Origin of the sequence: Gilliamella sp. wkB108 (genome assembly GCF_001690195.1) — a bacterium.
GTDB lineage: Bacteria > Pseudomonadota > Gammaproteobacteria > Enterobacterales > Orbaceae > Gilliamella > Gilliamella apicola_L.
Genome location: NZ_LZGM01000104.1, coordinates 13,929 through 30,966 on the forward strand (window position 1 = coordinate 13,929; position 17,038 = coordinate 30,966).

General features: G+C 33.6%; 10 protein-coding genes and 1 pseudogene. 3 read left to right on the top strand and 8 right to left on the bottom strand.

Annotated features, from left to right (window positions below):
- Positions 1-129 precede the first annotated feature (129 nt).
- The 3 genes from A9G11_RS11620 (at position 130) to A9G11_RS11630 (ending at position 5,505) form a co-directional block, all read left to right on the top strand.
- Complete coding sequence (locus tag A9G11_RS11620) at positions 130-2,433, top strand: TonB-dependent receptor domain-containing protein (protein ID WP_065619779.1); 2,304 nt, start codon at positions 130-132, stop codon at positions 2,431-2,433.
- Positions 2,434-2,783: 350 nt separating this feature from the next.
- Positions 2,784-4,106 (top strand): 30S ribosomal protein S12 methylthiotransferase RimO, encoded by a 1,323-nt coding sequence (gene rimO, locus A9G11_RS11625; protein WP_065619780.1) that lies wholly within the window; start codon positions 2,784-2,786, stop codon positions 4,104-4,106.
- Positions 4,107-4,116: 10 nt separating this feature from the next.
- Positions 4,117-5,505: an MATE family efflux transporter gene (locus A9G11_RS11630; protein WP_065619790.1), complete on the top strand. Its 1,389-nt coding sequence runs from the start codon at positions 4,117-4,119 to the stop codon at positions 5,503-5,505.
- 472 nt (positions 5,506-5,977) lie between these two features.
- On the opposite strand, the gene tkt is transcribed toward A9G11_RS11630, so the two are convergent.
- From tkt to A9G11_RS14485, 8 genes and pseudogenes are all read right to left on the bottom strand, one after another.
- On the bottom strand, positions 5,978-7,984 hold the full coding sequence (gene tkt / locus A9G11_RS11635; protein ID WP_065619781.1) for a transketolase: 2,007 nt from the start codon (positions 7,982-7,984) through the stop codon (positions 5,978-5,980).
- A gap of 141 nt (positions 7,985-8,125) precedes the next feature.
- Entirely contained in the window at positions 8,126-9,076 is a 951-nt protein-coding gene (tal, locus tag A9G11_RS11640) for a transaldolase (protein WP_065619782.1), read from the bottom strand.
- A 212-nt stretch (positions 9,077-9,288) separates the two neighbouring features.
- A complete protein-coding gene (rpiB, locus tag A9G11_RS11645; RefSeq protein WP_065619783.1) occupies positions 9,289-9,744 on the bottom strand; it encodes a ribose 5-phosphate isomerase B in 456 nt (151 codons plus the stop codon).
- A gap of 384 nt (positions 9,745-10,128) precedes the next feature.
- The gene (locus A9G11_RS11650) at positions 10,129-10,377 is read right to left on the bottom strand and encodes a FeoC-like transcriptional regulator (protein ID WP_065619784.1); all 249 of its coding nucleotides are present in this window, start codon (positions 10,375-10,377) and stop codon (positions 10,129-10,131) included.
- Positions 10,378-10,431: 54 nt separating this feature from the next.
- A complete protein-coding gene (gene feoB, locus A9G11_RS11655; RefSeq protein WP_065619785.1) occupies positions 10,432-12,756 on the bottom strand; it encodes a Fe(2+) transporter permease subunit FeoB in 2,325 nt (774 codons plus the stop codon).
- On the bottom strand, positions 12,753-12,995 hold the full coding sequence (locus A9G11_RS11660) for a FeoA family protein (protein ID WP_065619786.1): 243 nt from the start codon (positions 12,993-12,995) through the stop codon (positions 12,753-12,755). Before A9G11_RS11660 ends, feoB begins: the two co-directional genes overlap by 4 nt.
- 720 nt (positions 12,996-13,715) lie before the next feature.
- On the bottom strand, positions 13,716-15,218 hold the full coding sequence (locus A9G11_RS11665; RefSeq protein ID WP_065619787.1) for a hypothetical protein: 1,503 nt from the start codon (positions 15,216-15,218) through the stop codon (positions 13,716-13,718).
- A 1,183-nt stretch (positions 15,219-16,401) separates the two neighbouring features.
- A pseudogene (locus A9G11_RS14485) lies at positions 16,402-17,038 on the bottom strand (hypothetical protein); the annotation flags it as partial.

A 17,038-nucleotide genomic window follows, 5' to 3' on the forward strand; every position in this document is an offset into this window, starting at 1 on the left:
TAATAAAAATTTACTTACACTTAACCCAAAAAGCTAAGTAAATTAAGAAGTAAAAAAGAATTATATTGTGATTAATATAAACTAACTGATTGAAAAATTTATAATTTATTTTGTTATGAAAGGATTAAAATGCTAAATTTTAAAAATTTAAAAAAAACAAGTACGTTAGCTTTAGGTTTAACTTTTGTCGTGCCAGCTATTGCTGCTGAAACGACAGATGATGACAAAGTAACAGAAACTATGACTGTTACCGCACAGGAAGCAACTAAAAAACCCGGTACCAATACAGAAATATCTGAAAATGACATCAGACGTAATGGTGGAACTAATTTTGGTACAATTATGCGTTACCAACCACTCATTTCAGCACCGGGAAACATATCAGGTTCAGGGACAGGCAAAAGTAGCTGGGATAGAGGTGGTTTTACAGGTTATAATATTCGTGGTTTAGATGCTAACCGGGTATCTATCGATATTGACGGAATGCCATTACCTATTGCACAAGGACGGGTCAATTCTGTAGGAAGAGTTGGTTTTGGTACTTATGGTATAGGTCGTGATTACCTTGATACTTATATGTACAACAAAGTAGATATTCAATCAGGTGCTACATCGGTGAGTAATGCCAATAATGCCTTAGGAGGTTCGGTTTCTTTTCAAACTAAGACCGCCAGTTATTATCTTTACCCTGGTAAAACTAGTTATTTTGGTTTCCAAAATAATTACGATAGTGCTGATAGAAGTTATCATCAAGGTATAACTATGGTCGGTGGTGATGATTATCTCAATGGAATTTTGGTATTAAGCCGTCGTGATGGTCAACAAACACGAAATCATGGAGATTCAATTAATAGTTATCCGGAAAACTGGCACTCTAATTCAATATTAGCGGGTTTTGGTTGGCAAATGACCGACGAACATTTATTAAATACAACTATTGATTATAATAACAAGACCAAAAACTCTCATTACGATACATGGGATAATAAAGGTAAAAATATTGAATCTTATGATCATCAAAGAAGCAAAAACAATCGTTTTAATTTAGCTATCAAAGATCAATGGCAACCTACTAATATTAGCTGGATTGACACTCTCACCACTCAGGTCAATTATCAACGTACTAATGTATATGATAATACCGATCTGCATTCAAAAGATAATGGTAATTATAACATTCAAACCAACTATAATACTAAAGCATATAACTTTATCACAACTTTATTAAAAAGTTACGAAAATCAAAGAATCAGCGCGGGATTAAATGGTAAATGGAGTGAAGATGAATCACCTTTTTACACATCCAATAAAGACACCAATAACGGGTTGTTTCCTGACGGTAATTATACCAAACCACAAGCTGATAGCCGTTCTTATCAACTAGGTGGATTTATTGAAGATCGTATTAGCTTTAATATCAATGGTATTAATAACTACTATGTGGTACCGGGTCTTAGAGGTGTATACCAAAATACCAAACCACGTAATTTAGAAAATATGTCTGTTTCAAATATCAATTCATCACAATTAGGAACACAATATAAAAGTAATAGTGACTTCCAACTTTTACCGTCATTAGCATTTATGTACGACATTAACCCTAGTTTTACCGCTTATCTACAATATAAACGTAGTGCGCAAATGCCTAATCAAAATCAATTATATGGTTCATACTTAGCTCATAGCAAAATGTATGTACTAGTAGGTAACTCAGACTTAAAAACAGAAACCGGCAACAATTTTGAAGTTGGCTTAAAAGGACAACCCGTTTCAGGAATTACTCTATCAACAGCGGCTTTCTATAACAAATATAAAAACTTTATTGCCTTTACTCGCTATAAAAAGAACTTTGCAGGCGCAAACAACAGCTTCACATATCAAGCTGAAAATCGCGATAAAGCCTATATTTATGGTGCTGAATTAAGCAGTGAATTTAATATTGGAACATGGTTTGAATCAGTTAACGGATTAAGTGCGAGATTTGCTATTGGTTATAATCAAGGTAAATCAAAATCAAGTTATTTAGGCGATAAATATATCGATATGGACTCTGTAGCACCAATGAAAACAACTATTGGTTTAGCATGGGATGATCCAAACAAATTTTATGGTGTTGCATTAACTTCAACGTTCCAAAAAGGCAAAAAGGCAGAATCCACTAATCGTGAATCGTATCGCAATGATGGAACGCCTATTACTGACTCAAATGATGAATACTTCAGAATAGCTGGGCATGGCGTTATCGATTTAACCGGTTATGTTAACTTTACTAAAAACGTAAAATTAAGTGGTGGTATTTACAATCTGACTGATCAGAAATATTGGGATTACTTAAGTAATAATAAACTTTATAGCACTTCTGATCATAAATATCTTGATATGTTTACTGCACCAGGTAGAACATTCCAATTAGGTTTAGATATTGATTTTTAAATAAAGAAATTGAAGAAGATTTTTTAGTCTAACACTTAAACTCATTAAAACTTATAACCCGCTTTGGCGGGTTTATTTGTTTATATTTAAAATAAAGGAAAATCAATTTTCCTTAATTCCCCAAAAAGATGGCAGTTAAATCAATGCTATTGGATTAACAGAAAAAAGTTAAAAAGAGATATTACTTCTCACTTTATTAACGAACAACTTATGATAGTTAACAGCGATAAAATCTATGTAGCAACCGAATCTAAATGTGTTAGAATAAGCACGTTTCATTAACTTCTAAATAAATTTTATTGATTTATCAAACAATACCCCTTTTACTATAAAATACAATTATAATTAATATGAATATATCATCCCCAACAATTGGATTTGTGAGTCTTGGTTGCCCTAAAAACTTAGTTGACTCCGAGCGAATTTTAACGGAATTACGTACTCAAGGTTATCAAGTAGTACCTAATTATAATAATGCTGATCTGGTAATAGTTAATACCTGCGGATTTATCGATAGCGCTGTCCAAGAATCGCTCGAAGCAATTGGCGAAGCATTAAATGAAAATGGTAAAGTGATCGTAACAGGTTGTCTTGGTGCTAAAGAAGATCAAATTCGCAATGTACACCCAAAAGTGCTTGAGATATCTGGCCCTCACAGCTATGAAGTTGTACTAAGTCATGTAAACAAATATGCACCTAAACCTGCTTATAATCCCTACACTAGTTTAGTACCTCAGCAAGGTATAAAATTAACGCCTAAACATTACGCTTATCTAAAAATTTCTGAAGGATGTAATCATCGTTGTACTTTCTGTATTATTCCTTCGCTTCGCGGTGACATGACTAGTCGCCCTATCGGTAATGTACTCGATGAGGCCAAACGTTTAGCTGAAAGTGGCGTTAAAGAACTCTTAGTTATTGCACAAGATACTTCGGCCTATGGTATAGACATTAAAAATCGTACTCACTTTTGGAATGGCATGCCATTAAAAACTGACATACAAAACCTTTGTGAACAATTAGCCACTTTAGGGATCTGGGTTAGACTGCATTATATGTATCCCTACCCAAGTATTGATAATTTAATACCATTAATGGCTGAAGGTAAGATTTTGCCTTATTTAGATGTACCATTACAACATGCAAGCCCGTCGATTTTAAAATCGATGAAGCGCCCTGGCGCTATTGATAAAATCCTAGAAAGAATTGATAAATGGCGTAATATCTGCCCTGATATAACACTACGTTCGACCTTTATTGTGGGTTACCCGGGTGAAACTGAACAAGATTTTGAAATATTACTCGACTTTCTATCACAAGCGCAATTAGATCGTGTTGGGTGTTTTCCTTATAGTCCGGTTGAAGGTGCGGCAGCTAATGAATTAGCCAACCAAATTCCAGAAGAGATAAAACAACAACGCTTTGATCGGTTTATGCAATTACAACAAAAAATCTCGACACAGAAACTTCAGGCCAAAATAGGCAAAATCTTACCTGTCATTATTGATGAAGTAGATAATGAAGGGGCGATAGGTCGAAGCATGGCTGATGCACCCGAAATAGATGGTGTCGTTTATCTTAATGAAGAAAAACAGGTTAATGTTGGTGATATTGTACAGGTAAAAATCGAACATTCCGATGAATACGATTTATGGGGAACTGTTAAACAGTAATAAGGCACCTATGAAATTACATTACCGACGAGAAATTAACAATATAGTTAAACTAGCTGTACCTGTGATTCTTGCTCAAGTATCACAAACCGCTATTACCTTTTTTGATACCATGATGGCTGGACACTATAGTGCTACAGCCTTATCTGGTGTAGCCATTGCCGTATCTATTTGGTTACCGACTATTTTATTTGGTCAAGGTTTACTTAGTGTATTGACTCCCATCATTTCTAATTTAAATGGTGCAGCTAAACGTGATCAAATTGCTGACCATACCCGCCAAGGAATAGTTATTGCAACTTTTTTATCTATTATTATGATGATATTTTTATATCATTCAGATGTATTGATCACATTAAGAAGTACAACTGATCACCCGATTGATCCGGAAATGGTAGATGTCGCAGTAAACTTTTTGCGTGCTATTATGTGGGGAGCGCCGGGATTTTTGTACTTTTTAGTCTATCGTAATCAATGTGAAGGCTTATCAAACACCAAACCAGCTATGGTTATCATGTTTATTGCCCTACTGGCTAATATTCCAATTAACTATGTTTTAATTTATGGTAAATTAGGCTTTCCTGCATTTGGTGGTGTCGGATGTGGCATTACTGCAGCTATTATTTTTTGGTTAATGTTTGCATTAATCAAAATATTCACATTAACTACCCGCACACAAAGGGATATTCGCCAAACACCAATCACGCAGATCATCAATATTCTTGTGATTAAAAGAATTTTTATACTTGGCACACCTTTAGCATTAGCTTACTTTTTTGAAATCAGTTTATTTGCCGTTGTCGCTTTGTTTATTGCACCTTTAGGTCAAACGACGGTAGCTGCTCACCAAATAATTTTTACTATTAGCAGCATGACTTTTGCTATTCCTCTATCAATTGGCGTTGCCACCAGTATTCGAGTTGGTTATTTACTTGGCAATAATAAGCCTATTCTTGCTAAACAAACCGCTTATGTCAGTTTAGCGATTTCATTAATTGTAGCAATTATTGTGGCTCTTATATTAATTTTGTTTAAATCTTTCATAATTATGCTTTTCACCACAGAGGAAAGTGTGACGGTAATTGGTTTACAATTAATTATTTTACTTGCTATTTACCAAGTTTCTGACTATATCCAAGTGGTAGCTAGTAATGTGCTTCGTGGTTATAAAGATACTAAAAGTATTTTATTTATTACCTTAGTTTCCTATTGGATTTTCGGCTTACCCGTTGGTTATATTTTAGGATTGACCAATATTGTTATTGAACCTTTAGGCGTAGCTGGATTTTGGATTGGTTTTATTTCAGGACTTTCTATCGCTGCTTTATTATTAATTAGTCGAATGATATATATACAAAAACAACCGATAGAAATAATTTTAAAACGTGCATCAAGCTAAATTAATAATACTATCTTGTAAAGATGTTTCAGGTTAACTATACGTTTTAGTATATTCTTATCGCTGAATTCAAGTACAGTTATTTAAAAAAATAGAAAATGATGATCTTTTAGTTTCATCATTTTTACTTCTACAACTTATATTCTATAATTCTTTCGATTACCAATAATGCAAGATGATTTTTTTATTATAAAAGTGAAAGATTGGGACAATAATGAACTATTTCTTTACGATAAATTAAAGAAGGATCCTCATCCCTTTAACTAACAATTATTTTTTAATTAATATAAATAAAGGATAATTAACATTAAAAAGAAGGTTTGTTATTTAGTAAGATTAACTTTCATCGATTTATTCACATCTGGTGCAGATATTGGCAGTAAGTTGCAGATTAATTATTCCAAAACAGGATTGATATAATAAAAAACTCTATCAACCATGAAAATTGATAGAGTTTTAAATTAATAATGATTTATTTCAATAAACTATTCGCTTGTTCAAGAACATTATCCAAAGTGAAACCATATGCCTTAAATAGTTGTTCTGCTGGACCTGATTGACCAAAAGTCGTCATGCCAATCACTTTGCCATTCAAACCAACATATTTATACCAGAAATCACTAATGCCTGCTTCAATTGCAATACGTGCAGTTACTGAAGACGGTAATACTGATTCTTTGTATGTTGGATCTTGCTTATCAAAAGCATCAGTTGATGGCATAGAAACAACTCGAACTTTTCGACCTTGTTGTGTTAGTTGCTGATAAGCTTCAACCGCTAACTCAACTTCTGATCCTGTCGCAATAATAATAAGTTCAGGAGTACCAGTACAATCATTTAAAATATAACCACCACGATACACATTAGCTAATTGTTCTTTAGTGCGATCTTGCTGTTTCAAATTTTGTCTTGAGAAAATCAATGCTGTAGGACCATCTTTACGCTCTATTGCATATTGCCAAGCAATTGCCGATTCCACTTGATCACATGGACGCCAAGTACTGACATTTGGTGTGACACGTAAACTTGCCATTTGCTCTACAGGCTGATGCGTTGGTCCATCTTCACCTAAGCCTATTGAGTCATGAGTATAAACAAATAATGAACGAATTTTCATTAATGCTGCCATTCGAATGGCATTACGGGCATACTCCATAAACATTAAGAAAGTTGCACCATAAGGAATAAAGCCGCCATGCAGGGTAATACCATTCATAATTGCTGACATTCCAAATTCACGTACACCATAATGAATATAATTACCGTCAGGATTAGCAAGGATTTCTTTAGAGCCTGACCACATAGTTAAATTACTTGGAGCTAAATCGGCAGAACCACCTAAAAATTCAGGTAATGCTGGCGCATAAGCTTCAATAGCATTTTGTGATGCTTTACGTGTTGCGATTGTTGCCGGATTCGCTTGTAATTTTTCAACAAATGCTTTTGCTATTTGTTGCCAATTAGTTGGTAAATCACCATTAGTACGACGTTTAAACTCTTTGGCTAAATCAGGATAGGCTTTTGCGTAAGCATCAAAACGCGTATTCCATTCTGCTTCAATTTGTTGACCTTTTGCTTTAGCATCCCATGCATCATAATATGCTTTTGGAATGTCAAAAGCAGGTGATGTCCATCCTAATGCTTGGCGAGTAGCTTCAATTTCAGCATCACCTAATGGTGCGCCATGACTTTCATGACTGCCGGCTTTATTAGGGGAGCCAAAACCAATCACTGTTTTACACATTAATAATGACGGTTTATCCGTTACTGCTTGTGCTTGCTCAATTGCATGGGCTAGAGCCTGAGCATCATGCCCATCAATACCACGAATAACATGCCAACCATACGCTTCGAAACGTTTAGCTGTATCATCAGTAAACCATCCTTCAACTTCACCATCTATTGAGATTCCATTATCATCATAAAAAGCGATAAGTTTACCTAATTTAAGCGTACCGGCTAGTGAACACACTTCATGTGAGATCCCTTCCATCATACAACCATCACCCATAAATACATAAGTATGATGATCAACAATAGCATGTCCTGGTTTATTAAATTGCGCTGCTAATGTTCTTTCTGCTATTGCCATACCCACAGCATTAGCAATACCTTGGCCTAATGGTCCCGTTGTTGTTTCAACGCCCGGTACATGTCCATATTCTGGATGACCTGCGGTTTTTGAATGCAATTGACGGAAATTCTTTAGATCATCAATAGTTAAATCATAACCTGTCAAATGTAATAAACTATAAATTAACATAGAAGCATGACCATTTGATAAAACAAAACGGTCACGATCAGCCCAAGATGGATTATTTGGATTGTGTTTCAAAAAACCTCGCCAAAGCACTTCGGCCATATCAGCCATCCCCATAGGCGCCCCCGGGTGACCTGATTTTGCTTTTTGTACGCCATCCATGCTTAATGCTCTTATCGCATTCGCTAGTTCGCGGTGAGATAGTGTTGTTGCATTCATGTTATTATCTCCAGAATAAAAATTTTAATGATAAATCGTGTAATTTAATAATTATTAATTAATAGGTAAATTTTGTTAGTAAGTTAGTAAATTTGAAGAACAATAAAATAGTAAAAGGGAGCATTGCTCCCTCTTTTATTTTTATAATAATGCGCCTATCATTTCTTCTAATTTACCTTGGTCAACAGCAAATGCTCGTATACCTTCGGCGAGTTTTTCAACAGCCATTGCATCACTGTTATGTTGCCATCTAAATTCAGCTTCGGTCATCAATGCTGGACGAGCCACCACTGTTTGATTAGGATTAAGTTTTTGAACAACTGGAGCATTAGATTTTTGCATTTCGGCCAATAAATTAGGTGAAATAGTCAATCTATCACAACCAGCCAATGCTAAAATCTGATCGACTTTACGGAAGCTAGCACCCATTACAATAGTTTTATAACCATGTTGTTTATAATAGTTATAAATATTACGAACTGAGACTACGCCAGGATCTTCATCAGCAATGTAAGGATCTATTGGCTTTTTAGATTGATACCAGTCATAAATACGTCCAACAAACGGTGAGATCAAAAAGGCATTTACTTCTGCGCATGCGCGGGCTTGAGCGAAGGAAAATAGTAAAGTTAGATTACAATTAATACCTTCTTTTTCGAGAACTTCTGCTGCTTTTATGCCTTCCCATGTAGAAGCGATTTTGATTAGAATCCTTGACTTATCAATCCCTTTTTCTTGGTAAAGTGAAATAATTCGTCGAGCTTTTTCAATACATCCTTGTTTATCGAAAGATAAACGTGCATCAACTTCAGTAGATATTCGTCCCGGAACTGATTTTAAAATTTCAGCGCCAATATTCACTGCAACTTGGTCACAAGCATTGACAAGTTGTTGTTCTTTACTACCACCTAATTTTTTAGCGGTTTCAACAGCGGAATCAATCAAGTAACGATATTGGGGAAGTTGTGCTGCTTTTAAAACTAGAGAGGGATTAGTTGTGGCATCTTCAGGGGAAAATTGTTTGATAGAATCGATATCTCCTGTATCGGCTACAACAACGGTTAATTTCTTAAATTCATCTAATTGACTCATACTTCTTTATCCTTAATAGCTTGAGATTAACTTAGGGTTATAATAACATTTATTCAAAAATAAAACGACTTTGTCATTTAGCTATTTTTGTAGTCATCATTTACTAAAAAACATCGAAAACGACTTAAAAATAAAAGTGAAATCCTGACACTTATAATAACTTTTTTAAACCATTTATTTCAATAAATTTAGTATAAATCTTTATATAATAATTACTTATTATATAGCTTATCATAATGGTTAATTCGTTCAACTTTAACCGTTGAACCTCCGCCTTCAAATTCAGATTCAAGCCATGCTTGTACTAATTTTTTAGCTAACTCTATACCTATTACCCTTGCTCCCATCGTCATTATTTGTGCATTATTGCTTTTTCTGGCTCTTTCTGCAGAAAAAATATCATGACATTGTGCAGCACGAATACCAGGTACTTTATTTGCAGCAATGGCTACACCAATTCCTGTTCCACACATCAAGATCCCTCTATCATGTGTTCCATTTTTAATCGAACATGCTACAGCATTGGCGACATCGGGATATAAAGAGTTACAGGCTTGTTTATCGCTACTGTAATCAATGGTTTTAATCCCTTTTTGTGTTAAAAAATCAACAATTTTATTTCGAAATTCAAATGCTGCATCATCGGCACCTATCGCTATTGGTTTCATATAAGCTCCTTACTTTTTGACCAAACGTTCATATAATTAACATTTGTTATTTTGCAGGATAAATAACTTCATTTATGTGATCGTAATCGCAAAAATAAAATATTAAATGGTGGATAAATACAGATTAATAAAAGAGAAGATTTATTAATTTTACTTAAATATTAGTTTAACCTGAAACTTCTTAACAATAAATCATCAAAAGAAATGAATGAAAACATTTGATAAGTTATTAAAACTAAATGAGTATAATAAATCAAAATTATTATATAGAGATTTTTTGATTTTGATCTGTTTAATAGAGTCTATTTAACGATGAGTTATGGTAAATAATAAAAAAATTAGGATAAGTAAATAAACTAAAGAATCGAAAGTAAAACCGAAATATTATGTTACCCATGTATAGATCGCTTGTTGGTCTAAATCACATTTCATACATGAATGACACAAATTAGTTTTACAATTTGTTTGATTATCAGATATTTCACGCTTTATCATACCTTTTTTAACCCAAAAACTTAGCATGGGTATTAAAGCGCTTTCCGGCAAATTAAAATGACATGCGATATTTTGTAGATCGACACGTCCTTTTATTTGAACATAGTCACGAATCGAAGTTATTAACATCGGTTTCATAGACGAAACGAGTCCCTCCCTACGATTACAGTTTTAGTTTGGTTATAGACAGATTTAATCACAACAATCTGATTTACTTATCGTTGAATCCGAATCAATACTCTTTTGATTGAAAGATGAATAATGTACAAATAGTCGCATCAATACAAGCAATATTATCATAAACATACTACAACCAATTAACCAATGACTAGCAGAGCTTGATTGTCCCAATAATGTAAATTGATAATAAATTGTTGCAACAAACCATCCTACAGCAAATGTCCAAATGGCAACAAATATCATCCATTTAATCCCTGTTTCTCGATAAATTGTCCCTAATGTAGCTACACACGGTGTGTAAAGGAGTATAAAAATCAAATAAGCGAGCGTTGTTGTAGAAGTAACAAATGAGGTTTTAATTTTTGACACCGTTATTGAATTTACCGCTAAATCACTTTGTAAAGAATCAATATCTTCATCAATTGATGCAAACCCTAGTGGATCAAAAATAGTATGTGAAAGCTCTGCCATATTTTCAGGGATCGTCGCAACAGCGTGTTTGATACCAGTTAATAAATTAAACTCTTCGTTATGGTTCTTTTGTTCATCCATTGAATAAAGTGAATTTAATGTAGCTATAATCGCTTCTTTAGCAAAAACACCGGTAAAAATCCCTACTGTTGCCGGCCAATTATCACTAGAAATACCAAAAGATTCAAAGATCGGTGTTACTTTTTTGCTAACCATTGATAATACAGAATTATCTGAATTTTCATGACCAAATGAACCATCTGTTCCCCAGGAATTGAGCATGCTAAGAATGGTAACCATAATGACAATAGCTTTTCCTGCTTTAAAAATAAAACTTTTTAAGCGTTGCCAAGTCAATTTAAACAAACTACGTAATGTTGGAATTCGATAAACTGGCATTTCCATAATAAATGGTGTGATGCTACCCTTTAATAGAGTTAATTTCAAAATAAGCCCGGTTATAATTGCAATTAAAATCCCCAATAAATATAAAATAAATACTATTGTAGAAGCATGATGAGGGAAGAATATCACTGCAAATAGAGTATAAACAGGTAGCCTTGCACCACATGACATGAAAGGGATCATGCAAATAGTCATTATTCTATCACGGGTACTTTCAAGTGTTCGCGTCCCCATAATTGCTGGAACACCACAACCAAAACCAATCAACATAGGTACAAAAGCTTTACCGGGTAAACCTATACACCGCATACCCCGATCGACTACCATTGCAGCTCGAGCCAAATAACCCGAATCCTCTAAAAAAGAAAGACAAAAAAACATCATCCCAATAACTGGAATAAAGGTTGATACCGTTTGAATACCAGTACCAATACCATTAGCTAAAATAGCAATCAACCAATCAGGACTGTTTAATATATGCAATAAATAAGAGGTGCCATTAACGAAAACAGTCGCACACAATACATCAAAAAAATCAATAAATACTGAACCCAAATTAATGGCGACGTTAAACATCATATACATTACCAATAAAAAAATGGGTATACCGGTAATTCGCCCTAATATGATTTTATCGAGTTTTTCAGAAAAACGACTATTTAATTCACGTGGTTTATCTATTACCTCTTTACAAACCTGATCTATAGTGTCATAACGAGCGCTGGCTAATGCCACATCAATTTCATTATCACACCAGGTAGAAAGCAAAATACGACAAGCATTAAGTTTTTCTAATTCAAATTCATTTAATGGATAATGAGAACTATCTAAGAGAGCATCGATTAATTGCCAACGATTTAATCGATGAATCAGACTATCAGAAGGTAATTCATTAATATGCCGATGAAGTATTGCTTGTTGAGTTTCACCTAAGGTATCAATCGAAGGTTTAGCTATTTGCCTAGTTAATACAATTTTTTCAATTTGCTGATAAAGAGAGTTTAAACCAATTTTTTTGGTCGAAGAGACTGCGACAACTGGGCAGCCAAGTAATGTGGATAATGCGTCTTCATTAATATGCTCACCAATAGCCTTAACTTCATCAATCATATTTAAAACAACGATCATTGGTACTTGTAAATCAATTAACTGAAAAGTGAGATATAAACTGCGCTGTAAATTGGCTGCATCAATGATATTTATAATAATACTGTTTTTTTCACTTAATACAAATTCACGCGCAATCAATTCATCTTGAGACATTGATAGTGGATCAGTTTCAATTGAATAAGTACCCGGTAAATCAATCACATCATATTGAGTGTTTTTATATGAAAATTTACCAGTTTTACGTTCAACGGTTACACCTGGCCAATTACCTACCCGCTGTTTAGCACCAGTTAGTAAATTAAATAAAGTGGTTTTACCACAATTTGGATTACCAATTAAAGCTATGTTCATCTTTCTATCTCCATGACTTCAATAGTTGCAGCTTCGCAAGAGCGTATACAAAGGAGAAAGCCTCGCATTTTGATTTCGATCGGATCACCAAATGGTGCAACTCTTACAAGCGAAACCTTACAACCAGGCGTTATCCCCATGGCAAGTAGTTTTCTGCGAAAAGGTAACGATTGTGGTAACAGACGTGCAATAACCGCCTCATGCCCTAAAGGCAGGTGATTAAGTGTATAAGATGACATTATGCTTCCTAGATATATTGCTTATTGAATTTATGTCTCGCACTTTAAAAAGTGCGTAATATTACCATTTTCAATTTAAAAACGCGAATAAATAATAATATTAATATAACGAATAAGAAAAAAGCAATTTAATACCCAGAAAAAATAATAATTACTAATCATAACATAAGATTTACATTGATTTTTCAATTTTTTATGAATTTACTCTGTAATTTTGGAATAACTCTTTTTTTAATGTAAATAGCCTATCTAATATCATTCGCCACATTTTATCTGATGTATTTTGTCATAGTTTTTATTTATTCATTGCAAAAATAAAATAAGTTAAATGAATTTTACTAATATCTATAATGTAGTGGTAAAGATATTGTGACTACTCTTTTGCAATCTTTCATACTACTAGTGGATAAGATACGTTTACTTAATATTCATAGCCTCATCTGGCTACAACATAATAAACAGAACTTTATCTAATTATAATAAAGATGCTGAGATAAAATTATATTGATGATCCGTCTATATACAATCCTCTTTGTTTATCAAGGGGAAACAAGTTGTATTAGGGTTTTCTGCATAAAATTATACAATTTGCCACCAACGTTTCCTTTCCGGCAACAAATTGAAATATTAATCCTTTGTATATATTAGTTAACCAATTATAAAAATAGCGAATTAACTTCGATTAACTAATATCAAACGCTAAGTTAATCTGTAACTAAACTAATTTTTACTAACACATGCGCCATAAGCTTTAGCAACTGGACTGGTAAGATGTGAAACACCTCCGGCTCCTTCTACCGTTACTTGATAATCACCAACCATATCACTGACCCAAATAGCATTAGTAAGCCAACCAGTCTGCGCATAAGTTTGTCCTACATTCCCCCATTCGCTAAACAAACCACCACCTATACGTCGATAATAATTATTGCGACCATCTGGATGGGGATGTTGAGGTACTATTGGAATAAGGCTATTTACACCATTGGTTACATCCAATAAACCAGGTACACGATAATCACCTAAACCAAAACACCACATCTCTATACTACTTGCCGTATCCAAATATTTTTTACGATTAACAAACCATTTTCTTAGAACAAAACCATAACTTACAATAGTTTTTCCGTTTGCATCCTTTCCTTCTAACACTATTTGAGTTGGATTAGTAAATGTATCTGCTTTACCACCCTGTGCAAGGGTATCAGCATTAGGTCCGCTTAATGTCACCCTAACACTTCCGGTGGTAATGTTACTAAATGAGGCTGTTATATTACCAACACTTACCGGTTGCCAATTTAATGGATTTTTCACACCTGTGATAAATATATCAAAATATTGTTGATCGGATGCCATGGTAGGAAAATTTTCAGCGTAAGTCGGTTGTGTTTTAAAACCCATTGAAGAATCCCACATATTAACAGGTCCTGCGTAAATCCCTTTTCCTTCCGCCAAATTAGGTCTCGCAAAACAGATAGCGGGTTGTTGTAATACATCTATTTTAAATTTAGCCGTACCATTACCATACAAAAACGTATTAGGTAAACCGTATAGTGTATTTATTTGTGGATTAACTGATGAGGAGAGCGTCAACGTATAAGGGGTTCGACAAATGTTTAATGGTTTAGTCAAGTCACTAATACCTGGTGCTTTTTCTCTAATAACGTCACCATTGTTATCTAACCATTTACCCTCCATTTTGCCTTTTATTGAAATGACTACATCACCATCATCATCCTTTTTTGCTGATAAAGGTATAACGCTAATATCATCTAATTTATATACTTGGGTATCTGGTGGAACGACAGTTTTAACCGTCGAGAAGGTATCTCCAATATTGGGTAGGGTAATTACATAGACTTTCTCATAGGTACCGTCACCTTTATCTTTGAACATATTACCCGAACTATCACTAATATAAATATCATTACCCACTTTAATACTTAATAAATGTTTTAAGTCTTTTATTGTGTAACCATTTAATTCTATATAAGGAGGATTACCAATAATTTTGTTTACGGTTGTTGCTGTAGATATTGCATTAGCTGTGATAGGCAATAAAAACAAAATCAGACCAAAAGCGATAACTGATTTGAGATTTTTGAGCAAAAAATTGGTCTTTTTTAAAAATAAATTACAGATACCTGAAAAAGATGAATAACGGTTTTGAATGCTATAATTTAGATAAAATGATAGAACATGTGAATGTAGAACTGTTTTCATAGTTTAATTTTACTAATTCCTTTTACTTTCAATAAAGAATAAATTTTACAGTTAAGTAGAGTTCCATTCTTCAGATGTGTATTTTCAATAAAAACTTCGCATAGCCTTAACTAAAAATAAATTAATAATTAAAACCAATACCGAATATTGCTAAAAATCAAATGTAGGTATATTTATCAATATTACAATTAAAGTTAATTAAAAGTATACTCATCCAATCAAACAATTAAAACTGATATTTTATAACTATATATTAACAAAAGATAACTATAGAAAAAAGTCCAATATCTTTAAATTTCTTTACAAAATTCTGTTTTCAAAATCTTGAGCTATACCTATCAAAGATAGAAAAATTACTAATAACTGAATCTGTAATTGACTTAACCAACTCATTATCCGCAAAAAAATCAGCCAATTCTGATGATAAAAAAACTCAACATATCATTTGTTAACATTTCGCCAAACTAGAATTAAATATTGAAGCTACAAATTTGATTAACTCTTCAAATTTGTAGACATATTCTGGTGAACGTGCTACAACAATTTTATGTTTGCTGATCTAAAGAGATGTTTTTTGCCGTAGGAAGGAACGTAAACCGTCATAGCCTCTACTAATAAACCAACCATGGATAAAAATGGAATATTTTATGGATGTAGCACTGATGTGTATAAAGAATCCACACATAATCTATGTTTATATGAACTAATCTTCATAATAATTTTTACCATTTATCTTTTATAACAACCGAAAATTGACCTGAAAAAAGCCTTTGCTTGAGTTGAGAAGTAACGGATTAAATGCCAATTTCGTAAATCCAAACCAGTAATATTGTGACTACTCTGTTGCGATCTTTCATGCTACTAGAGGATAAGATACGTTTACTTAATATTCGTAGCCTCATCTGGCTACAACATAATAAACAGAACTTTATCTAATTATAATAAAGATGCTGAGATAAAAATTATATTGATGATCCGTCTATATACAATCCTCTTTGTTTATCAAGGGGAAACAAGTTGTATTAGGGTTTTCTGCATAAAATTATACAATTTGCCACCAACGTTTCCTTTCCGGCAACAAATTGAAATATTAATCCTTTGTATATATTAGTTAACCAATTATAAAAATAGCGAATTAACTTCGATTAACTAATATCAAACGCTAAGTTAATCTGTAACTAAACTAATTTTTACTAACACATGCGCCATAAGCTTTAGCAACTGGACTGGTAAGATGTGAAACACCTCCGGCTCCTTCTACCGTTACTTGATAATCACCAACCATATCACTGACCCAAATAGCATTAGTAAGCCAACCAGTCTGCGCATAAGTTTGTCCTACATTCCCCCATTCGCTAAACAAACCACCACCTATACGTCGATAATAATTATTGCGACCATCTGGATGGGGATGTTGAGGTACTATTGGAATAAGGCTATTTACACCATTGGTTACATCCAATAAACCAGGTACACGATAATCACCTAAACCAAAACACCACATCTCTATACTACTTGCCGTATCCAAATATTTTTTACGATTAACAAACCATTTTCTTAGAACAAAACCATAACTTACAATAGTTTTTCCGTTTGCATCCTTTCCTTCTAACACTATTTGAGTTGGATTAGTAAATGTATCTGCTTTACCACCCTGTGCAAGGGTATCAGCATTAGGTCCGCTTAATGTCACCCTAACACTTCCGGTGGTAATGTTACTAAATGAGGCTGTTATATTACCAACACTTACCGGTTGCCAATTTAATGGATTTTTCACACCTGTGATAAATATATCAAAATATTGTTGATCGGATGCCATG